Consider the following 19,690-nt stretch of genomic DNA (forward strand, 5'->3'; position numbering starts at 1 on the left):
TCACTCCCGGTTTCCGGAGACCGTCTCGCGCATGGCGCGCAGCGACTCCTTGAGCGACCCCATGGTGGCGAGGACGGCGGTGGGCTCGTAGCCGCAGTGCGCCATGCAGTTGGCGCAGCGTGGGTCCTTGCCGCGGCCGTACTTGTCCCAGTCGGTCTTCTCGATGAGTTCCCGGTACGTCGGCACGTAGCCGTCGCTCATCAGGTAGCAGGGGCGCTGCCAGCCGAAGAGCGAGTAGTTCGGGATCGCCCAGGCCGTGCACGGGAAGTCGACCTTGCCCTCCAGGAAGTCCAGGAAGAGCGGGGAGTGGTTGAGCCGCCACTTCCTGCGGTTGCCGCCCGCGAAGGCCTTCTTGAAGAGCTCGCGGGTCTGCTCGACGCCGAGGAAGTGCTCCTGGTCGGGGGCCTTCTCGTAGGCGTAGGCGGGCGAGATCATCATCTCGTCGACCTTGAGGTCGTCGTTGAGGAAGTTGAGCACCTCGATGATGGTCTGCGGGGTGTCCGTGTTGAAGAAGGTCGAGTTGGTGGTCACCCGGAAGCCGCGCCGCTTGGCCTCCTTGATGGCCTCCACCGCCTCGTCGAACACGCCCTCCTTGGCAACGGACTCGTCGTGCCGCTCGCGCAGCCCGTCGATGTGCACCGCGAAGGCGAAGTAGGGCGACGGGGTGAACTTGTCCATCTTCTTGCGCAGCAGCATGGCGTTGGTGCACAGGAAGACGTACTTCCGCTTCGCCACCAACTGCCGCACGATCTCGTCGATCTGGGGATGCATCAGGGGCTCGCCGCCCGCGATGGACACCATCGGGGCACCGGACTCCAGCACCGCCCCGACCGCCTGCGCGACCGGCATGCGCTGCTTCAACACCCCGGCGGGATGCTGGATCTTGCCGCAGCCCTCACATTTCAGGTTGCACGCGAAGAGCGGTTCCAGCTCCACGATCAGCGGGAACTTGTCCCGCTTGCGGAGCTTCTGTTCGGCCAAGTAGGTAGCGACCTTGATGGATTGACGCAGCGGCATGGCCATCTGGCTCACCTCCGGGGGAGCAGCAAAGAACGGTGCCATTCGAAGAAAGCGGGCAGAACGGATCGAAGAACACGGAAAGCTGATATTCCTCCGCGCACCGTGCCGATCCGGACGAGTTCATGTTCAGGAGCGTCCACGACCACCCTGACGGCCGCAACCGGGCGCTCGCCCGCCCGCACGGCGCTCAGAAGCGTGGCCGCCGACTCCATGTCGACCGCGATCGCGCCGGTCGCGAGCAGATCCGAGCGCTCGTGACCACGGACGACGTGATCGGAGCCGGTGACGGGGCCGGTGTGGACGGTGCGGCCGGGCAGGGTCCGGACGAGCTCCTTCACCAGGAGTTCGGTGCCGACACACCCGACGCTGCCCCGCGGGTCCCGGGTCTCCTCGGCGACCACGAGGTCGCCGGGGTGCATCCCGGGTGCGAGTCCCGCGCAGAAACCCGTCGCCAGGACCGCGGCGGCGGTGAGCGCGGGATCGGCCAGGACCCGGGTGACGGACCGTTCCGCCGCCCTGGGACCCATGCCGGTGCGCAGCACGGTGACGGGTCCGCCCGCGCCCCCGCGCTCGCCGGCGCGCAGGGCGAGGTGCTCGATGCCGAGAGCGCAGGCGATCAGCAGCGGGGCCGGCGCGGGCGAGGTGTTCATCAGTCCCCCTCGGCCTCGGGGGTGGGCTCGCCGTGGAGGTAACGGCCGAGCGCGGTGAGCGGGAAGACCTGCCGGTAGAGGTGGTAGTTGATGGAGAAGTCCCAGGGGAAGCCGGTGCCGGTGAAGTACGGCTCGTCCCAGGAACCGTCCTCGTTCTGCGTCTCGGCGAGCCACCGGACCCCGCGTTCGACGGCCTTGCTGTCCTTCTCCCCCGCCGCGAGCAGCGCCATCAGCGCCCACGCCGTCTGGGATGCGGTGGAGGCACCGCGCCCGCTCCATTCGCCCGCGTACTTGTAGGAGCGCAGGTCCTCACCCCAGCCGCCGTCCTCGTTCTGGACCTTCTCCAGCCAGGTCACCGCACGCCGGATCGCCGGGTGCGAGGCGGGCAGTCCGGCGGCCGTGAGCGCAGGTACCACGGATCCGGTGCCGTAGACGTAGTTGACGCCCCAGCGGCCGAACCACGAACCGTCGGGCTCCTGTTCGGCGAGCAGCCACTCGATGCCGCGTCGGGTGCGCGGGTCGTGGGACATGCCCTCGAAGGCGAGCATCTCCACGACGTGCGCGGTGACGTCGGCCGACGGCGGGTCGATGACCTCGCCGAAGTCGCAGAACGGCAGCCGGTTGGGGAACGGGCTGGTGTTGTCGACGTCGAAGGCCCCCCAGGCCCCGTTCTTCGACTGCATGCCGAGGTTCCAGCGCACCCCGCGCCCGATCGCCTTCTCCATCCGCTCGGGGTCGTGGTGCCGGACCCGGCGCAGCGCGAGGACGACCTCGGCGGTGTCGTCGATGTCGGGGTAGTTGTCGTTGTGGAACTCGAACGCCCAGCCGCCCGGCGGGAGCTGGGGCCGCTTCACCGCCCAGTCGCCGGGGCGGACCACCTGCTCGCCGAGCATCCAGTCGGCGGCCTTGACGAGTTGCGGATGGTCGGCGGGCAGTCCCGCGTCGGCGAGCGCGATCGTCGCGAGGCAGGTGTCCCACACCGGCGACTGACAGGCCTCGATCATCCGGGCGCCGTCCTCGCGCCACACGGCGTAACGATCCAGCGACTCAAGTCCCGCGCGCATCACGGGGTGTTCGAGGTCGTAGCCGAGCAGGTGCAGGGCGATCACCGAGTACACGGCCGGGGGCTGGATGCCGCCCCACGCGCCGTCGTTCTCCTGGCGCTCGACGATCCAGCGGGCGGCGGAGTTCAGCGCGGAGCCGCGCAGCCGGCGCAGCGCGACCTTGCGGTAGCCGCGGACGACCTTGTCGAGCCGCTGGAAGACGCCCTCCCAGCTCGCCACCGGGGCGAGGGGCTGGTGCGGGTTGGGGTCGGCCGGGTCGGTGTGCAGCTCGTCCAGCGGGAAGGGGGCCGGGCGCACCGGGCGCTTGGCCGAGACCACGGTGAGCGGCACGATGGTCTGCCGGGCCCACTGGCCGAAGTTGTAGATGCTGAGCGGGAACCACTTGGGGAAGTACAGGAGCTCCGGCGGGAGTTCGGGCAGATCCTCCCACTTCCACCAGCCGAACAGGGCCAGCCAGATCCGGGTGAAGACCCGGGCGGCGGCGATCCCGCCCCGCTCGCGGATCCAGGCCGACGCCTTCGCCATGTGGGGCGCGTCCGGCGCGTCCCCGGCCAGTCGCAGGGCGACGTACGCCTCGATGGTGGTGGAGAGTTCACCGGGGCCGCCGTAGAAGGTGGCCCAGGTGCCGTCAGCGCGCTGCTCGCCGCGGATGAACAGCGCGGCGGCGGCGGTCGTGGCCTCGTCGCGGATGCCCAGGAACTGACGGAGCAGCAGGTCCTCGGCGTCCATGGTGACGTTGGTCTCCAGGTCGCCCTTCCACCAGCCCTCCGCGTCCTGCCGAGCCAGCAGATGGTCGGTGGCGCGCCGGACCGCGCGTTCCGCGGCTTCGTGTACCCCGGCCGCCGCGGGGGTGGTGAGCTGGGTGCTGGCCGAGTCGGCCCGGGGCGGCAGGGTGGCCCCGGTGCTTCCGTCGGTCGTCGCTGTCATGGCTTCCCCTTCGTGCAGTCGTGCGAAATCGTTCTGCTGTGGGTCCGCCGTCGGCCGGTGCTGGCTGCGCGCTCGCACCGGCCGGCGACTACGCGAGGGCTATGCGACCGATAATGATCATCTCTTCCGTACGACGACGAAGTCGGCCAGCGCCGTGAACCGGGCCCGGACCGGGTCGGGCATGTCGACGGCGTGCAGGGCCTCGATGGCGATGGTGTGCTGACGGCGCGCCTCTTCGGCGGTCCACTCGCGGCCGCCGGCCTCCTCGATGAGGGCGGCGCGGGCGGCGAACTCCTCCTCGGAGAAGTTCTCGAAGTCGCTGCTCTTGGCGTCGGCGGCGAGCATCTCGCCCAGCCGCTCGGAGGCGGGCCCGCCGGCCGCGAGCGCGGCGACGACCGGCAGGGACTTCTTGCGCTGGCGCAGGTCGCTCCAGGTCTGCTTGCCGGTGGACTCCGGGTCGCCCCAGATGCCGAGCAGGTCGTCGACGGCCTGGAAGGCGAGGCCGAGGTGGTAGCCGTACTTCTCCAGGGTGTCGGCGGTACGGTCGTCGGCGCCGCCGAGCACCGCGCCGATGGAGCTGGAGGCGGCGAGCAGGGCGCCGGTCTTGTTGCCCTCCATCTCCAGGCACTCCTCGACGCTGACCCGGTCGCGGTGCTCGTAGGAGATGTCCTGGGCCTGGCCGTCGATGAGGGCGCGGGTGGCGGTGGTGAGCCGGCGGGTGGCGCGGCCGGCCTCGACGGTGCCGAGTTCGAGGAGGACCTCGTTGGCAAGGGCGAACAGGGCGTCGCCGACCAGGATGGCCTGGGCGGGGCCGTGCACCTTCCAGACGGTGTCACGGTGGCGGCGCTGCTCGTCGCCGTCCATCAGGTCGTCGTGCAGCAGGGAGAAGTTGTGGACGAGTTCGACGGCGACGGCACCGGGGATGCCGACCTCGGGGGCGGCGCCGGTGACCTCGGCGGAGAGCACCGCGAGCGCGGGGCGTACGGCCTTGCCGCCGTCCCCGTCCGCGGGGTTGCCCTCGGCGTCGATCCAGCCGAAGTGGTAGGCGGCAACGGTGTCCATGGGAGGTGCCAGGCGGTCCACGGCCGCCCGCAGTACCGGTGTGGCAAGGGTCCGGCCGCGCTCCAGGAGCGCGGTCACGTCCACCGCGTCGGCAGCCGTCTCGGCCGGGGGCACAGTGGGCACAGTTTCTCCTCTAGTTGCGGTACCGGGGGTGCGGGGGCCTGTCGCCTGCCGATCGAGTCTCACGCCGCCTCCTCGAACTCGAAGAGGTGACGGGGGCGGGGCCGGCCCAGAGTGCGCAACGCGGCGTCGGCCGCACTGACACCGCTGCGGACCGCACTCTCCATGGTCGCGGGCCACCCGGTGGCGGTCCACGCTCCGGCCAGGTAGAGGCCGGGTGCCTTGGTGCGGGCGCCGGGCCGCAGCCGCCCGACGCCGGGGGTGGGGGCGAACGTCGCGGTGCGCTCCCGGGTCACGAAGAAGTCCCGCACCCCGGCGCCGCGCGCGCCCGGCAACAGCCGTTCCAGCTCGGGAAGATAGCGCTCGCGCAGGTCGGCGACGGGGGTGTCGATCTCGTCCTGGGCGGCCGACTGGGACAGCGCGAGGTACTGGCCCTCGCGCAGACCCGAGGCGTGGGTGCGGTCGAACACCCACTGCACGGGGGTGCCCAGGGCTGCGAAGAACGGTTTCGCGAGCACCTTGCGGTCGTAGACCACGTGCACGTTGAGGATCGGCGCGGTGTCGATCCGCAGCAGGTTCTCCGGGGCGTCGAGGGCCCCTGCCGGGAGCAGGTCGTGCGCCTCGCGCTGGGCCACGGCGAGCACCACGGCGTCGGCCGTGAGCCTCTCGCCGGGAACCTGAACGCTCCAGGTCCCGTTCTCGTTGTTGGAGACGGAGGTGACGCGTGTACGGACCTCGGTACGCACGCCCGCGGAGTCGAGCGCCTTGCGGGCCAGCCGGTCGTGCAGTTCGCCCAGCGGCACATGGGCCCAGCCGATGTCGGCCGCGCCCGGGTCGGACAGCAGACCGGTCTTGAACACCATCGCGGCGAGCCCCAGCGAGGCGTCGCCCGCGACCGCGTTGAGGGTGGCGACCCCGACCAGGTCCCACAGGGCCTCGACGGCACGCGCCGACTGGCCGTGGGTGGCCAGCCAGCTGCCGAAGTCCTGTGCGTCCAGGCTCGGATCGGTGAGGTCCAGCCCCTTGAGCGCGAGCGCGGCACGCCCCACCCCGGCCCGCTCGGCGAGCGAGAGGTGCGGATAGGCGGCCAGGCTGCGCCCCAGGTGCAGGGGGACGGGCAGCGGGTCGCGGCGAAGCCTGCCCAGGCGCCGTCCCTCCGGCTTGGCGAGGTCGACGACGGGCACGTCGAGGCGGTCCTGCAGCGGTGCCAGCGCCGTGCCCTCGATGCGGTCGAGGAACCAGCGGTAGGCCGTGCAGCAACGCAGGTACACGTGCTGGCCGTTGTCCACGGTCAGGTCGCCGCGCTGGAAGGAGAAGGCGAGCCCGCCCAGGCGCGGCCTGCCTTCGAGCAGCGTCACGCGGACGCCCGCGTCGGCGAGCGCGAGCGCGGCCGTGATGCCGGCGAGGCCGCCGCCGATCACGACGGCGGTGCGCCCGGACGGTGGGTCGTCGTGCGTCCGTTCGGATCGCGTGCCGTCGGTCATCCTGTCGCCTTTCCTGCCTGGCCGCCGTGCCGGTGGAACAGGGCAGGTCGGGCCGTCGCAGTCAGGGACGCCAGGTCGTGCCGGAGGGTTGCCTGCCGTTTTCCTCCGATGGCGTCACCGTGGCCCACTGTGTCCATCAGGCGCGCCTCCTGACGGCCAGCCGGGAGGTGTGACGCCGGGTGTCGAGCCCGGACAGGCCGCGCACCGCGACGTACGCCTTCTCGCGTCCGGGCAGCGAGACCCGGCCGCGCAGCACCGCCGCCGGCTCCCGCTCGATGCGGTCGAGCAGCCGGCGGTAGATGCCCGCCATGGCGGCGACACAGGCGCCGCTGCGCCGGTCCAGCATCGGCAGCAGCCGGTACCCCTCGGTGAAAAGGGCACGGGCGCGGCGTACTTCGAAGTGCACGAGGCCGGCGAAGTCGGAGCCCTCGGGTGGGTTCGGACCGTGGAACCCGGCCGAGCAGCCGAACTTGGCGAGGTCGTCGGAGGGCAGATAGGTACGGCCGTTGCCGGCGTCCTCGCGGACGTCTCGGAGGATGTTGGTGAGCTGGAGCGCGAGCCCGAGCGTGTCGGCGTACTCCGGCGCGCGCTCGGCGCCGCGCGCCCCCGGTTCGGTGCCGAACACGCCGAGCGAGAGGCGGCCGATGGCACCCGCCACACAGCGGCAGTAGACCTTGAGGTCCTCCCAGGTCTCGTAGGTCTCGCCGCGGACGTCCATCAGGACGCCGTCGATGAGCTCGTCCAGACCGCCCAGCGGGATCGGGAACGCCTGGGCGGCGTGCGCCAGGGCGACCGCGACCGGGTCGGTGTCGTCCTCGGCGACCGCGCCGTCCTGGACCCGGGCGAGCAGCGCCCGGGTGTCCTCCAGGCGGGCCACCTTCACCTCGTCGGCCAGCTCGCCGTCGCCGATGTCGTCGACGCGCCGGGAGAAGGCGTAGAGCGCCGACACCGCGCGCCGCTTTGGCGCCGGCAACAGCCTGATGCCGTAGGCGAAGTTCCGTGCCTGCTGTCCGGTGACCGTCTCGCAGTAGCTGTAGGCGGCGAGTACCGGCGCGGACACGTGTGTGGGAGAGTCCACGGTCCGGATCACCCCTCTCCTCGCAGAGTCACGCCCACCTCACGCAGCAACCGGCCCTTGCCGGGCTTGGGCGGGCCGGGTAGTACGTCGTATTCGGCGGCGGCGATCGCGTGGACCGCCGCCCTTCCCCCCGCCACGAACCCCGCGAGCAGCAGCTTCAACCTGCCGTGGACGCTACCCACAAGGGGGGCGCCTTCATTCAGGAGATCGCGGGCGCGTTGTGCTTCGTATGCAACCAGTGCGCGCACCGATGCGCCTGCGGTTTTCCTGGCGAGGTCCGCCTCCGAGACGTGAAAGCGCTTCATGTCCGCGGCGGGCAGATAGATCCGGTCGCGGCCGAGGTCCTCGGTCACGTCCTGAAGGTGTTCGACGATCTGGAGTGCGGTGCAGATCGAGTCGGAGAGCCGGATCCGCTCGGCGGTCGAGGTGCCGGTGACGGCGAGGACCAGACGGCCGACGGGATTGGCGGACAGCTCGCAGTAGGCGAGGAGGTCGTCGTAGGTCTCGTACCGCTTGACGAGCTGGTCCTGGCGGTTGGCGGCGATCAGCCCGAGGAACGGCTCGGGGGTGAGGGAGCACTGGCGGACCGTGGGCTGCAGGCGGCGCAGCAGAGGGTGGCGCGGGGTGGCGTCGAAGACGCGGCGCAGGTCGGTCTCGAAGGCGTCGAGCAGGACCAGGCGGTCCTCGGCCTGGGCCGGGGAGACCCCCAGCAGACGGGCGTCGGCCCCTCCGGGGGCCAGGTCGCCGTCGCCGATGTCGTCGACGAGGCGGGCGAAGCCATACACCGCCATCAGGTCGTCGCGCCAGGCTTTCGGCAGGAAGAAGGGGGCCACGGGGAAGTTCTCGTCCGCGGCCTTGTCCAGGGTGCCGCGCTCCAGGTCCCCGGTGCGCGCCGACGCGCTCGCCGTCACCGTTCGCTGCCCGGGGCGGGGACGGCGCGGCCTGCGTTGAGCTGGGGAGTTTCCGTAGCCATTGCCGTCACATCTCCCGTTCTACACTGCCGACCCAATACACACTATTTCGGACACGCCGCCCAGCGGCCCGCGGGGCGGCCCGGCCGAGGGTGTCGCGCATTATCGCCCCACTTGCCGCTTTCCGGGACCGGTACAGCTTACGTTGTACAACGCATCGAGGTTCGTCTGGGTGTCCCGCAGATCACAACAACACACCGATTGGCGTCAAGATTCCTAAGGCGAGCGCGAGTTGACGTTTCCTTTGCAGACGCCGGGCCCCACCGGAAAGGTTCCGGCGGGGCCATGGGCGTGGCGGGCTACTTGCCCGTGAACTTCTCGTACTCCCTGAGCACCTCTTCGGTGGGGCCGTCCATGCGCAGCTCACCGCGCTCCAGCCACAGGACGCGGTCGCAGGTGTCGCGGATGGACTTGTTGTTGTGGCTGACCAGGAAGACGGTGCCGGCGTGCTCGCGCAGTTCACGGATGCGGTCCTCGGAGCGCTTGCGGAAGGCCGCGTCGCCGGTGGCCAGCGCCTCGTCGATCATGAGGACGTCGTGGTCCTTGGCGGCGGCGATGGAGAACCGCAGCCGGGCCGCCATGCCGGAGGAGTAGGTGCGCATCGGCAGGGTGATGAAGTCGCCCTTGTCGTTGATGCCCGAGAACTCCACGATCTCCTGGTAGCGCGCCTTTATCTCCTCCCGGGACATCCCCATGGCCAGGCCGCCCAGGATGACGTTGCGCTCGCCCGTCAGGTCGTTCATCAGGGCCGCGTTGACGCCGAGCAGCGAGGGCTGGCCGTTGGTGTAGACCCTGCCCTTCTCGGCGGGCAGCAGACCGGCGATGGCGCGCAGCAGGGTGGACTTGCCGGAGCCGTTGGAGCCGATCAGGCCGATGGCCTCGCCGCGGTAGGCGACGAAGGAGACGCCGCGGACCGCGTGCACCTTGCGCACGCCCCGCTCGTCGCCGCGCTTGAAGATGCGGCTGAGGGCGGCCGTCGCGCTGCCCTTGCCGGTCTTGGCGCCGTTGACCCGGTAGACGATGTGCACGTCCTCCGCGATGACGGTGGGGATCCGCTCCCCGGGGTTCTGCTCCACGTCGTAGTCAGCCACGGCCGTACCGCTCCTCCGCCTTCCAGAAGTACACGAAACCGCCGGCGAACAGGACCACGGCCCAGGACAGGGCGACGGCCCAGACGTGCGGCGGGAGGTTCGAGGCGCCGTAGCCGTCGATGAGGGCGAAGCGCATCAGGTCCATGTAGACGGTGGCGGGGTTCAGCTGGAGGAGCGTGCGCGCCCACTCCGGCCTGCCCTCCATCATCTTGGTGATCGAGAACATCACACCGGACATGTACATCCAGGTGCGCAGGACGAACGGCAGCAACTGGGCGAGGTCCGGAGTCTTGGCGCCCATCCGGGCCACGATCAGGGCCAGGCCGGTGTTGAACAGGAACAGCAGGAACAGGATCGGCACGACCAGCGCCCAGGACAGGCCGGGCCGGCTGCCGAACCCGACCACCACCGCGACCATGACGATCATCGAGAACAGCAGCTGCTGGAGCTGCTGGAGCGCGAAGGAGATCGGCAGCGAGGCGCGCGGGAAGTGCAGCGCGCGCACCAGACCGAGGTTGCCGGAGATCGCGCGCACACCCGTCATGATCGAACTCTGCGTGAACGTGAAGGTGAACACGCCGGTGACCAGGAACGGAATGTAGACGTCCTGCGACATGCCGCGGCTGGCGTGCAGGATGACGCCGAAGATGAAGTAGTACACGGCCGCGTTGAGCAGCGGCGTGGCCACCTGCCAGAGCTGGCCGAGCTTGGCCTGGCTGTACTGGGCCGTGAGCTTCGCCTGCGAGAAGGCCAGGATGAAGTGGCGCCGACCCCAGAGCTGGCGTACGTACTCGGGCAGTGAGGGGCGTGCGCCGCTCACCGCGAGCCCGTACCGGGCGGCGAGCTGCGCCGCCGTGAGGCCCTCGTCGGGCGACGGCACCGCGCTCACCGCGATACCGCCGTCATGCGTTGTCTCACTCAAGGGTGCAAGCCTTCGTCCTCGGATCCGGCCGCCGATGCGTCTTCGGCGTCGCCGTCGGATGCGTCTTACGTTCGTCTTACGGAATTGTGCTACCGGGCGCGACACCTCTCCGCCATCGGACACCGTTCTGGGGGCGTTCGCGCGCCACGCGCGACGGTTCTGCGGGGTGTCCGCACGCCGTCGCGCGCGGACACGCGCCTTCGAGCTTGTCAGATCACCGGGGGACGGCCCAACCGCGTGAGTTTCCACACAGTCCGCCAGCGCATCGGGCGGCGGGGTCCGCACGGGGTGGTCCAGCCCTCCCGGAAACCGGCGAACCAGGCGTGCAGGGCCGGGCGGGACGGGCGGCGCACCAGGGTCAGCAGCATCCAGACGCCGAGGTAGACCGGGACCAGGAGGGCCGGCAGGTTGCGGCGGGCCAGCCAGACGCGGTTGCGGGCGACCATCCGGTGGTAGACCGCGTGCCGGGAGGGCGCGGTGGTGGGGTGGTACAGCACCATGTCGGAGCGGTAGTCGATCATCCAGCCGGCGTCCAGGGCCCGCCAGGCCAGGTCGGTCTCCTCATGGGCGTAGAAGAACTCGTCGGGCAGGCCGCCGACCTCGGCCAGGACCTGGGTGCGGACGGCGTTGGCGCCGCCGAGGAAGGTGGTGACCCGGGAGGAGCGCATCGGGTCGGAGGCCCGCAGCCGCGGCACGTGGCGGCGCTGGGTCCGCCCGGTCTCCGGGTCGGCGATGCGGAAGCTGATGATGCCGAGCTTCGGGTCGGCGGTGAAGGCCTCCCGGCACAGCTCGGCGGTGTCGTGCTCGGCGAGCAGGCCGTCGTCGTCCAGGAAGAGCAATATGTCGACATCGCGGCCGCTCGGGCCGAAGGCCTCTATGCCGACGTTGCGCCCGCCGGGAATCCCGAGGTTCTCCGGCAGCTCCAGGGTGCGGACGCCGTCGGGCACCTCCGGGACCGGCGATCCGTTGCCGACGACGACCACCTCGACCGGGTCGCCGTGCTGCTTGGCGACCGAGTCTAGGAGGGCACGCAGTTCGTCGGGGCGGTTGCCCATGGTGATGACGACCGCGCCGACCTTCGGCCCGGCGCTCACCGCAGCCTGCTCGACGCGAGGACCGAGACCAGGTGCAGCAGGGTCTGCAGCAGCGCGATGCCGGCGAGCACGGCGGTGCCGAGCCGGGTCCAGAAGAGGTCGCCGTGGAAGTGGTCGGCGACGGCGAGCAGCAGGATCAGCAGGGAGGCCTCGATGCCGAGGATCAGCCGGTGGAACTTGAACGCGGCGGCGGCCCTGCGGGCCAGCGCCATGCCGGAGGAGCGCATCTCGGCGGCGGCCTCCTTGACCACCGGAAGCCCGGCCTGGTGGCGGGCGACACCGACCAGGTCGGTCTCGGCCTTGATCAGAACGGCGCCGAGCGCGGCCAGGGTGCCGAGGAAGGCCCACAGCCAGTCGATACGACCGCTGCCGAACAGGTCGGCGGCGCGCAGCCCCAGCCCGACCAGGACGGCCGCGTCGGTCAGATACGCGCCGACCCGGTCGAGGTAGACCCCGCCCAGCGAGTACTGCTGCTTCCAGCGGGCGACCTCGCCGTCCACGCAGTCCAGCAGCAGGTACATCTGGACGCACACCACGCCGAGGACGGCGCCCGTGATCCCCGGCACCAGCAGGGCCGGGGCCGCGAGCACGCCGAAGACGGTCATCAGATACGTGAGCTGGTTGGGCGTGACCCTGGTGTTCACCAGGTAGCGGTCCACCCGCAGGGACACCTCACGCATGTAGAGGCGTCCCATCCAGTGCTCACCGCTGCGCCGGTCCTTGACCCCAGCGGGGTGCACGACCGGACGGAGTTCAGCTACCGATGGCCTTGACATAGTCGACGTAGAAGTCCTTGATCTGGTGGGTCTTGAGGTCGAGGTGTTCGAGGATGGTGTAGCGGCCGGGTCTGGTCTCCGGAGCGAACTCCACGACCCGGACGAACTCGTCCGCGGTGAAGCCGATCTCCTCCGGCAGCACGGGCAGGCCGTGCCGGCGCAGCACGTCGGCCATGTACACGGACTGCTCGTGGGCTCCGCGCAGGTACATCGCGAAGGCCGCGCCGAGCCCGCACTGCTCGCCGTGGCTGGCGGCGCGCCTCGGGTAGAGCAGGTCGAAAGCGTGGTTGATCTCGTGGCAGGCGCCGGAGGACGGGCGGGAGTCGCCCGACACCGACATGGCGATACCGCTGAGCACCAGGGCCTCGGCGAGGACCTGGAGGAAGTCGTTCTCGCCGATGCCGCCGGGGTGGCGCAGCACCGCCTCGCCGGCCTGCCGGGCCATGGCGGCCGCCAGACCGTCGATCTTCTCGCCGTTGACGCGGTGGGACAGCTCCCAGTCCGCGATCGCCGAGATGTTGGAGACGGCGTCACCGATGCCGGAGCGCACGAAGCGCGCCGGCGCCTCGCGGATGACGTCGAGGTCGATGACGACGGCGATCGGGTTCGGCACGCCGTAGGAGCCGCGGCCCGCGTCGTTGTCGAGGGTGGCGACCGGCGAGCACAGGCCGTCGTGGGCGAGGTTCGTCGGCACGGCGACCAGCGGAAGCCCGACCCGGGCGGCCGCGAACTTGGCGCAGTCGATGATCTTGCCGCCGCCGAGCCCGACGACCGCGTCGTAGTGGCCGGCCTTGATGTCGCCGGCCAGCCGGATCGCGTCGTCGAGGGTGCCGCCGCCGACCTCGTACCAGGTGGCGCCGGGCAGGCTCGGTGCGACGCGCTCGCGCAGCTTCGAGCCGGAGCCGCCGCTGACCGCGACGGCGAGCCGCCCCGAGTGCGAGATGCGCTCGTCGGCGAGCACGCCCGCGAGGTCGTCGAGGGCACCCGGGCGGATGTCCACGACGACCGGCGACGGGATCAGCCGGGTCAGTACTGGCACGCGATCTCCCGTCCCCTGGCGAGATCGTCGTGGTTGTCGATCTCCACCCACCGGACGTCGCCGATGGGCGCCACGTCGATCCGGAAGCCGCGGTTGACCAGTTCCTGGTAGCCGTGCTCGTAGAACTGCTGCGGGTCGCTCTCCCAGACCGTCTTCAGCGCGTCGGCCAGTTCGGGGGCCGCGTCGCCCTCGATGAGGGTGACGCCGATGTACTCGCCGGTGGCCTCGGCGGGGTCCATCAGCTTGGTGATCCTCGTCATGCCGCGGTCGGGGTCGACGACGACCTTCATCTCCTCGTCGGCGAGGGACTTCACGGTGTCGAGCGCGAGGATGATCTTCTTGCCGTCACCGCGGGCGGCGAGCAGCGTCTTCTCGACCGAGACCGGGTGCACGGTGTCGCCGTTGGCGAGGATCACGCCGTCCTTGAGGGCGTCCCGGCCGCACCACAGGGAGTAGGCGTTGTTCCACTCCTCGGCCTTGTCGTTGTCGATGAGGGTGAGCGTGAGGCCGTACTTCCGCTCCAGGGCCGCCTTGCGCTCGTAGACGGCCTCCTTGCGGTAGCCGACGATGATCGCGACCTCGGTCAGGCCGATCTCGGCGAAGTTGCCGAGAGTCAGGTCGAGCACCGTGATCGAGTCCCCTATGTCCGTCGGCCCAGCGGTTCGCACCGGCACCAGCGCCTTGGGCAGGCTGTCGGTGTAGGGGCGCAGACGCCGTCCGGCGCCGGCCGCCAGCACGAGGCCGATCATGCGGGTTCTCCTTCATCGTGTACGGCGGGTGCCCCTGCGGACACCCAGAAGCGGATGCTCTCGACGAGCACCAGCCCGGCCACGGCCACGGCGAGCACCGTGAGCGCGACCTTGAACTGCGCGGCGGTGAGCACCGCGGCCAGGACGGTGACGAGCAGCGTCCGTCCCTCCTGCCCCCCGATGGCGCGGACAAGCCAGGCCGGCGGTGCTCCGGCGTCGCCGCGGATGCGGTACACCGTGTCGTAGTGATGGTAGGCGACGGCGGCCACCAGGCCGAAAGCCGCAGGAAGGGCTCCGTTTACCCCGGCTTTACTTGCGAGGACGAGCACGGTGCCGTACTCGGCGGCACGGAAGAGGGGCGGGACCAGCCAGTCGAGGGCGCCCTTGAGGGGGCCGGCCAGGGCCCGGCCGGAGGCGGCGGCGTAGACGAGGGCGCCCGCGACCGGGGCCCAGGTGGGACCGGCGAGGAGGGAGCCGGTGAGAACCGCCACGCCGGCGAGGGCCAGGACGAGCGGATGGCCGAGCGGGGTGCGCCCGCCGACGCGGGACACGGATCCGGCGAGGGGGCCGTTGTCGGCCAGGTCGGCCAGCGCCCTCGCCGCCCGGTCGGTTCTCCTCGCCTTCCGGGTCAGCGACCGCAGCACCCGCCCGGCCGTGGTGTAGGTGGCGGCGAAGGCGCAGCCGGCCAGCAGCACGCAGAAGGTGATCCGCGGGGTGGTGGCCGCCGTGAGGACGGCTATCAGTGCCCATCGTTCGCCGATGGGCAGGACTATCATCCGGCGCACCCAGACCGTCCAGCCGACGCTGTCGAGCCTGCCGGAGAGGGCGGCGGTGGGGCTGGTGTTGGCGGTGGCGTCGTGGTTGGCCTCGTTGAAGGAGAAGTCGACCACGTGCCGGCAGGTCTGCAGGATCATCGCGCCGAGCGCGAGGGCCCATACGTCGTCGTGGCCGCCGCCGCGCGCGGCGCCCAGGGCGAGACCCGCGTAGTAGGCGTACTCCTTGGCCCGGTCGAAGGTGGCGTCCAGCCAGGCGCCGAGCGTGGAGTACTGCAGGGAGTAGCGGGCGAGCTGCCCGTCGGTGCAGTCCAGGACGAACGAGCAGATCAGCAGGGCGCCGGCGGCGACGAAGCCGATCCGGGTGCCGGTGGCCGCGCAGCTCGCCGCGATCAGGGCGGTCAGCAGGGAGGCGGTGGTGACCTGGTTGGGGGTCAGTCCGCGCCGGGCGCACCAGCGGGCGAGGTACCGGGAGTAGGGGCTGATGAAGAAGGTGGTGAAGAAGCCGTCCCGGGACTTCACGGCCGACTTCAGGCGTACGGCCTCGTCGTCGACGGCGGCCACGGCCTGCCGCGCCTCGTTGCGGGCCTGGGGGTCGGCGGGGACGGCGGCGACCAGACTGCCCAGCTCGGGGCGGTGGACGTCGGCGTCCAGGGCGGTGACGAGGTGGTCGACGGCCAGGTCGGTGCTGCCGCCCGCGGCGGCCTCCCGGGCCAGCGCCCGGCTCAGGGCCGGACGGCCGGCGGGCTGGGCGGTGACGGCGCCGGGGATCGCGGCGAGCGGGAAGCGGGGGTCGGTGAGGCCGAGCCGCAGGGCGTGCACATGGCCGACGAAGCGGGCGTCGACGACAGCGACGCGCCGGTCGGCGGGTACGGCCGCGAGCAGCGCCTCGGTCCCGGCGGTGTCCGACGCCGCCCGCACCTCGAAGCCGAGCGCCCGCAGATCGCTCTCCAGTGACGATCCGGGCACCGGCGGACCGGTGACGATGGCGGTCGACAACCGAACTCACTCCCTGGGTGCCGGCGTACGCGCGCCGGTCTGCTGCGTGGTGGGGCGGGGCGTGCCTGGCGGCCCCCTGACGGCATTCGGCAGAGGTTAGCGGATGGTGAGGACCGCTTGTTCACCGGCCGTTCACGGCACGGTCGGCCCGCTCTGCCCCGGCCGTTGCCGCGATCATCATCCGTGATCCGGGCCCCGGCCCACAAACCGCGCCCGCAGAACGGACATCGAGGACAGGGATCCATGACGCCCCTTCCCGGCACGGACGGCCGCCGCTGCCGCGCAGCCGGTCCCGCAAGGCAACTGAGGCTGCCCTGACCTGGGGTTCGTTTCCGCAGGTCAGGGCAGATGACAACGGTGTTCAGTGCCGCGTTGCCGGATACCCCCCACCCGTAGTTCACTGTGAGCTCGGGCAGGACACAGGAGGCGCATCCCATGGGGGCAGGACACGACCACGGGCACGGGCACGGCCACGCGCCGCCCACCGGCACGGCCGCGGCGGCGTACCGCGGGCGGCTGCGGGTGGCGCTCGCCATCACCCTCGGGGTGATGGTGGTCGAGATCGCCGGCGGCCTGCTGGCCGACTCGCTCGCGCTGATCGCGGACGCGGCCCACATGGCGACCGACGGGCTGGGCCTCGGCATGGCCCTGCTGGCGATCCACTTCGCCAACCGGCCGCCGAGCACCCATCGCACCTTCGGCCTGGCCCGCGCCGAGATCCTCGCCGCCCTGGCGAACTGCCTGCTGCTGCTCGTGGTCGGCGGCTATGTGCTGTACGAGGCGGTCCAGCGGTTCGTCACGCCCGCGGACACCCACGGCGGCCAGATGATCGTGTTCGGTCTGATCGGCCTGGTCGCCAACATGATCTCGCTCACGCTGCTGGTCCGCGGCCAGCAGGACAGCCTGAACGTGCGCGCCGCCTTCCTGGAGGTGGCGGCCGACGCGCTGGGCTCGCTGGCGGTGCTGATCTCGGCCGTGGTGATCCTGACCACCGGCTGGCAGGCGGCCGACCCGGTCGCCTCGCTCGTCATCGGCCTGATGATCGTGCCGAGGACGCTGAAACTGCTGCGCGAGACCCTGGACGTCCTGCTGGAGGCAGCGCCGCGGAACGTCGACATGGCGGAGGTGCGGGCGCACATCCTGGCGCTGGACGGAGTGGAGGACGTGCACGACCTGCACGCCTGGACGATCACCTCGGGGATGCCGGTGCTCTCCGCGCACGTGGTGGTCCGCTCGGACGTGCTCAGCGCCATCGGGCACGAGAAGATGCTGCACGAACTCCAGGGCTGTCTGGGCCACCACTTCGACGTGGAGCACTGCACCTTCCAGCTGGAGCCGGGCGGGCACGCGGAGCACGAGGCCCGGCTCTGCCACTGACGCCGGCGAGCGCTTCCCCTCCCCCGGCGTCCTGGTGTTCGAGGCCCCCGGACGGTTCCCTCGCGGACCCGTAGGGCACGATCAACTACCGGGTCCCTCTTCCGGCGTGCCCGCGCCGGGAAGTGCCGGGAGTGTCGGATTCGTACGGCAGACTTGGTGCGAGGACCGAGGCGAAGGATGGGTATGCCGATCACACCTGCCAGCGCGACGCAGAGCACGTCGGAAGGGACCGCAGACGCGATTTTCCTTGAACTCGTCGACGAGAAGGGTGTGACCATCGGCACCGCGGAGAAGCTGGCCGCGCATCAGCCCCCCGGGCAGTTGCACCGGGCGTTCTCCGTCTTCCTCTTCGACGAGCACGGCAGGCTGCTGCTCCAGCAGCGGGCGCTGGGCAAGTACCACTCCCCCGGTGTGTGGTCGAACACCTGCTGCGGCCACCCCTACCCCGGCGAGGCGCCCTTCGCGGCGGCGGCCCGGCGGACCTACGAGGAGCTGGGCGTCTCCCCCTCGCTGCTCGCCGAGGCGGGCACGGTCCGCTACAACCACCCGGATCCGGCCTCCGGCCTGGTCGAGCAGGAGTTCAACCACCTCTTCGTGGGCATGGTCCAGGCGCCGCTCGCGCCGGACACCACGGAGGTCGAGGCCACCGTCTTCGTGACGGCCGCCGATCTGGCCGAGCGGCACGCCCAGGAGCCGTTCTCGGCGTGGTTCATGACGGTGCTGGACGCGGCCCGCCCCGCCATCCGGGAGCTGACGGGCCCGTCCGCCGGCTGGTGAGCCCCCTCAGAGCAGCGTCGCGGGTTTGAGCGGCAGGGCGGCCCAGATCACCTTGCCGCCGCTCGACGTGTGCTCCACGTCCACGACCCCGCCCGCCTCCCGGGCCACCTCCCGCACCAGCAGCAGTCCCCGGCCGCCGGTCTGCCCGTGGTCGGCCTCCAGGGCGGTCGGGCGGTAGGGGTGGTTGTCCTCCACCGACACCCGCACCCACTCGGCACCGACGGCCACCTCGACGGCGAGCACCGGCGACAGCAGCGCCGCGTGCTTGACCGCGTTGGTGACCAGCTCGGAGACGATCAGCAGCAGCCCGTGCACCAGGTCCTCCGAAACCGGGACGCCCTGGCGCTGGAGCAGGTCCCGTACGGCACGCCGCGCCTGCGGGACCGAGGCGTCCACGGCGGCGGCGGTGAACCGCCACACTCCTTCGTACGGCAGCGGATCCGGCGGCGTAGCGCCGCCCGGCTCTGGACGCGGGTCGTGCCCGCGCCCGTGGTTCTCCATCGTCCGGTCGCCACCCTCGCGCTCGATTGTCACCACACGTCGAGTGTTGGTAACGACCCGCTCCGCACCCAAGGACTGAACACAAGTCAGCAACTATCGAACGGATCTGACCGTTGGGGTATGACAAGGTCAGTTGTGGGGCGACTCTTGCCCTCCTCGATGCCGACTTCGCGAACTATTCGGGTTGTACGGGTATGAGAACTTTCCGGGCGGGGGAGCGACGGCTCCCCTGACGCCTGCGGAATCCCGCCTCATTCGGCGCGGATACCATCCCGCACCATGGAGCCCCGCCTCGACCACCGGGTCAGCAACGCCGTCGCCACCGTAGTCATCGGCAACGCGGCCAAACGGAACGCCATGACCGCGCAGATGTGGCGCGCCCTTCCGCCCCTCCTCGACGGCCTCGCCGCCGACCCCGCCGTACGCGTGCTCGTCCTCACCGGCGAGGGCGGCACCTTCTGCGCCGGTGCCGACATCTCCACGCTCCGGGACTCCCCCGCCGAGGCCCAGGCTCTCGCCGTCGCCGCCGAGGAGGCCCTTGCGGCGTTCCCCAAGCCGACCCTCGCCGCGGTGCGGGGCCACTGCGTCGGGGGCGGTTCCCAGCTGGCCGCCGCCTGCGACCTGCGGTTCGCCGAGGAGGGCGCGCTCTTCGGGGTGACACCGGCGAAACTCGGCATCGTCTACCCGGCCACCTCCACCCGCCGCCTGGTGTCCCTCGTCGGCCCGGCCACCACCAAGTACCTGCTCTTCTCCGGCGAGTTGATCGACGCGCAGCGGGCGCTGCGCACCGGTCTGGTCGACGAGGTGCTGCCGGAGGGCGAACTGGACAAGCGGGTAGCCGAGTTCACCCGGATCCTGACCGAACGCTCGCAGCTGACGCAGGCCGCCGCGAAGGAGTTCGCAGGCGGCCGCACGGACCGGGACGCGTACTGGGCGGAGCAGGCGCGCGACGGCGACGACACAGCGGAGGGCGTCGCCGCGTTCCTGGAGCGGCGCCGGCCGCGGTTCACGTGGACCGTTCCCGGCCACGGGTGAACCGGCAGCCCGGACGGAACGGACCGACGGCACCGACGGCACCGGCTCGGCGGCGCGCCCTGCTCCTGCACGGCACCGTCGGTGCGTGGGCCGCCACCCGCTTGTTCCGGCCGCATCGGCCGCATCGGCGCATCGGCCGCGGCGGCGCGTAGGCCTCATCGGCGCATCGGCCGCATCGGCA

Annotated in this window: 19 protein-coding genes; 3 read left to right on the plus strand and 16 right to left on the minus strand. The window is 71.3% G+C overall.

The window, feature by feature from the left end; translation table 11 throughout:
• The 15 genes from hpnH to AB0M11_RS00695 all read right to left on the minus strand — a co-directional run bounded on the left by hpnH (position 1) and on the right by AB0M11_RS00695 (position 15,819).
• Positions 1 to 1,023 carry an adenosyl-hopene transferase HpnH gene (hpnH, locus tag AB0M11_RS00625; RefSeq protein WP_365699782.1) on the minus strand — a complete coding sequence of 341 codons (1,023 nt, stop codon included), beginning with the start codon at positions 1,021 to 1,023 and terminating at the stop codon, positions 1 to 3.
• 5 nt (positions 1,024 to 1,028) lie between these two features.
• A complete protein-coding gene (locus tag AB0M11_RS00630; protein ID WP_365699786.1) occupies positions 1,029 to 1,670 on the minus strand; it encodes a 1-hydroxy-2-methyl-2-butenyl 4-diphosphate reductase in 642 nt (213 codons plus the stop codon).
• Complete coding sequence (gene shc, locus AB0M11_RS00635) at positions 1,670 to 3,661, minus strand: squalene--hopene cyclase (protein ID WP_365699788.1); 1,992 nt, start codon at positions 3,659 to 3,661, stop codon at positions 1,670 to 1,672. Before shc ends, AB0M11_RS00630 begins: the two co-directional genes overlap by 1 nt.
• Before the next feature lie 117 nt (positions 3,662 to 3,778).
• Positions 3,779 to 4,909, minus strand: a complete 1,131-nt coding sequence (locus AB0M11_RS00640) for a polyprenyl synthetase family protein (protein ID WP_365699790.1) — start codon at positions 4,907 to 4,909, stop codon at positions 3,779 to 3,781.
• On the minus strand, positions 4,906 to 6,327 hold the full coding sequence (gene hpnE / locus AB0M11_RS00645; protein WP_365699793.1) for a hydroxysqualene dehydroxylase HpnE: 1,422 nt from the start codon (positions 6,325 to 6,327) through the stop codon (positions 4,906 to 4,908). The genes AB0M11_RS00640 and hpnE overlap by 4 nt, the downstream gene beginning before the upstream one ends.
• The gene (locus tag AB0M11_RS00650) at positions 6,324 to 6,464 is read right to left on the minus strand and encodes a DUF6380 family protein (RefSeq protein WP_365699795.1); all 141 of its coding nucleotides are present in this window, start codon (positions 6,462 to 6,464) and stop codon (positions 6,324 to 6,326) included. Before AB0M11_RS00650 ends, hpnE begins: the two co-directional genes overlap by 4 nt.
• Positions 6,464 to 7,417 (minus strand): presqualene diphosphate synthase HpnD, encoded by a 954-nt coding sequence (gene hpnD / locus AB0M11_RS00655; RefSeq protein WP_365699797.1) that lies wholly within the window; start codon positions 7,415 to 7,417, stop codon positions 6,464 to 6,466. The genes AB0M11_RS00650 and hpnD overlap by 1 nt, the downstream gene beginning before the upstream one ends.
• A complete protein-coding gene (gene hpnC / locus AB0M11_RS00660) occupies positions 7,414 to 8,316 on the minus strand; it encodes a squalene synthase HpnC (RefSeq protein WP_365699799.1) in 903 nt (300 codons plus the stop codon). Before hpnC ends, hpnD begins: the two co-directional genes overlap by 4 nt.
• A 359-nt stretch (positions 8,317 to 8,675) precedes the next feature.
• Positions 8,676 to 9,467, minus strand: coding sequence for an ABC transporter ATP-binding protein (locus tag AB0M11_RS00665; protein WP_365699801.1), 792 nt, complete (start codon positions 9,465 to 9,467; stop codon positions 8,676 to 8,678).
• Positions 9,460 to 10,389: an ABC transporter permease gene (locus AB0M11_RS00670; protein WP_365699803.1), complete on the minus strand. Its 930-nt coding sequence runs from the start codon at positions 10,387 to 10,389 to the stop codon at positions 9,460 to 9,462. Before AB0M11_RS00670 ends, AB0M11_RS00665 begins: the two co-directional genes overlap by 8 nt.
• Before the next feature lie 209 nt (positions 10,390 to 10,598).
• Positions 10,599 to 11,483 (minus strand): glycosyltransferase, encoded by an 885-nt coding sequence (locus AB0M11_RS00675; RefSeq protein ID WP_365699805.1) that lies wholly within the window; start codon positions 11,481 to 11,483, stop codon positions 10,599 to 10,601.
• Positions 11,480 to 12,223 (minus strand): CDP-alcohol phosphatidyltransferase family protein, encoded by a 744-nt coding sequence (locus AB0M11_RS00680; protein ID WP_365699807.1) that lies wholly within the window; start codon positions 12,221 to 12,223, stop codon positions 11,480 to 11,482. The genes AB0M11_RS00675 and AB0M11_RS00680 overlap by 4 nt, the downstream gene beginning before the upstream one ends.
• Positions 12,224 to 12,236: 13 nt before the next feature.
• Entirely contained in the window at positions 12,237 to 13,298 is a 1,062-nt protein-coding gene (locus tag AB0M11_RS00685) for an iron-containing alcohol dehydrogenase family protein (protein WP_365699809.1), read from the minus strand.
• The gene (locus tag AB0M11_RS00690; RefSeq protein ID WP_365699811.1) at positions 13,286 to 14,047 is read right to left on the minus strand and encodes a phosphocholine cytidylyltransferase family protein; all 762 of its coding nucleotides are present in this window, start codon (positions 14,045 to 14,047) and stop codon (positions 13,286 to 13,288) included. Before AB0M11_RS00690 ends, AB0M11_RS00685 begins: the two co-directional genes overlap by 13 nt.
• A complete protein-coding gene (locus AB0M11_RS00695) occupies positions 14,044 to 15,819 on the minus strand; it encodes a DUF5941 domain-containing protein (RefSeq protein WP_365699813.1) in 1,776 nt (591 codons plus the stop codon). Before AB0M11_RS00695 ends, AB0M11_RS00690 begins: the two co-directional genes overlap by 4 nt.
• A 435-nt stretch (positions 15,820 to 16,254) precedes the next feature.
• On the opposite strand from AB0M11_RS00695, the gene AB0M11_RS00700 reads away from it, so the two are divergent.
• Positions 16,255 to 17,196, plus strand: a complete 942-nt coding sequence (locus AB0M11_RS00700) for a cation diffusion facilitator family transporter (protein WP_365699815.1) — start codon at positions 16,255 to 16,257, stop codon at positions 17,194 to 17,196.
• Between the two features lie 183 nt (positions 17,197 to 17,379).
• On the plus strand, positions 17,380 to 17,973 hold the full coding sequence (idi, locus tag AB0M11_RS00705; protein ID WP_365699817.1) for an isopentenyl-diphosphate Delta-isomerase: 594 nt from the start codon (positions 17,380 to 17,382) through the stop codon (positions 17,971 to 17,973).
• A gap of 6 nt (positions 17,974 to 17,979) precedes the next feature.
• Here the strand turns inward: idi and AB0M11_RS00710 are convergent, their stop codons facing one another.
• Positions 17,980 to 18,474 carry an ATP-binding protein gene (locus AB0M11_RS00710; RefSeq protein WP_365699958.1) on the minus strand — a complete coding sequence of 165 codons (495 nt, stop codon included), beginning with the start codon at positions 18,472 to 18,474 and terminating at the stop codon, positions 17,980 to 17,982.
• Between the two features lie 279 nt (positions 18,475 to 18,753).
• On the opposite strand from AB0M11_RS00710, the gene AB0M11_RS00715 reads away from it, so the two are divergent.
• Complete coding sequence (locus tag AB0M11_RS00715; protein ID WP_365699819.1) at positions 18,754 to 19,509, plus strand: enoyl-CoA hydratase-related protein; 756 nt, start codon at positions 18,754 to 18,756, stop codon at positions 19,507 to 19,509.
• The last annotated feature ends 181 nt before the right edge of the window (positions 19,510 to 19,690 follow it).

Source organism: Streptomyces sp. NPDC051987 (assembly GCF_040680735.1).
In the GTDB taxonomy this organism is placed as follows: Bacteria; Actinomycetota; Actinomycetes; order Streptomycetales; family Streptomycetaceae; genus Streptomyces.

Coding starts and splice junctions, on each gene's coding strand:
- AB0M11_RS00690 (WP_365699811.1), bottom strand. CDS start 14,047: ATGATCGGCCTCGTGCTGGCGGCCGGCGCCGGACGGCGTCTGCGCCCC.
- AB0M11_RS00650 (WP_365699795.1), bottom strand. CDS start 6,464: ATGGACACAGTGGGCCACGGTGACGCCATCGGAGGAAAACGGCAGGCA.
- AB0M11_RS00630 (WP_365699786.1), bottom strand. CDS start 1,670: ATGAACACCTCGCCCGCGCCGGCCCCGCTGCTGATCGCCTGCGCTCTC.
- AB0M11_RS00710 (WP_365699958.1), bottom strand. CDS start 18,474: ATGGAGAACCACGGGCGCGGGCACGACCCGCGTCCAGAGCCGGGCGGC.
- AB0M11_RS00700 (WP_365699815.1), top strand. CDS start 16,255: ATGGGGGCAGGACACGACCACGGGCACGGGCACGGCCACGCGCCGCCC.
- hpnH (WP_365699782.1), bottom strand. CDS start 1,023: ATGGCCATGCCGCTGCGTCAATCCATCAAGGTCGCTACCTACTTGGCC.
- shc (WP_365699788.1), bottom strand. CDS start 3,661: ATGACAGCGACGACCGACGGAAGCACCGGGGCCACCCTGCCGCCCCGG.
- hpnE (WP_365699793.1), bottom strand. CDS start 6,327: ATGACCGACGGCACGCGATCCGAACGGACGCACGACGACCCACCGTCC.
- AB0M11_RS00715 (WP_365699819.1), top strand. CDS start 18,754: ATGGAGCCCCGCCTCGACCACCGGGTCAGCAACGCCGTCGCCACCGTA.
- idi (WP_365699817.1), top strand. CDS start 17,380: ATGCCGATCACACCTGCCAGCGCGACGCAGAGCACGTCGGAAGGGACC.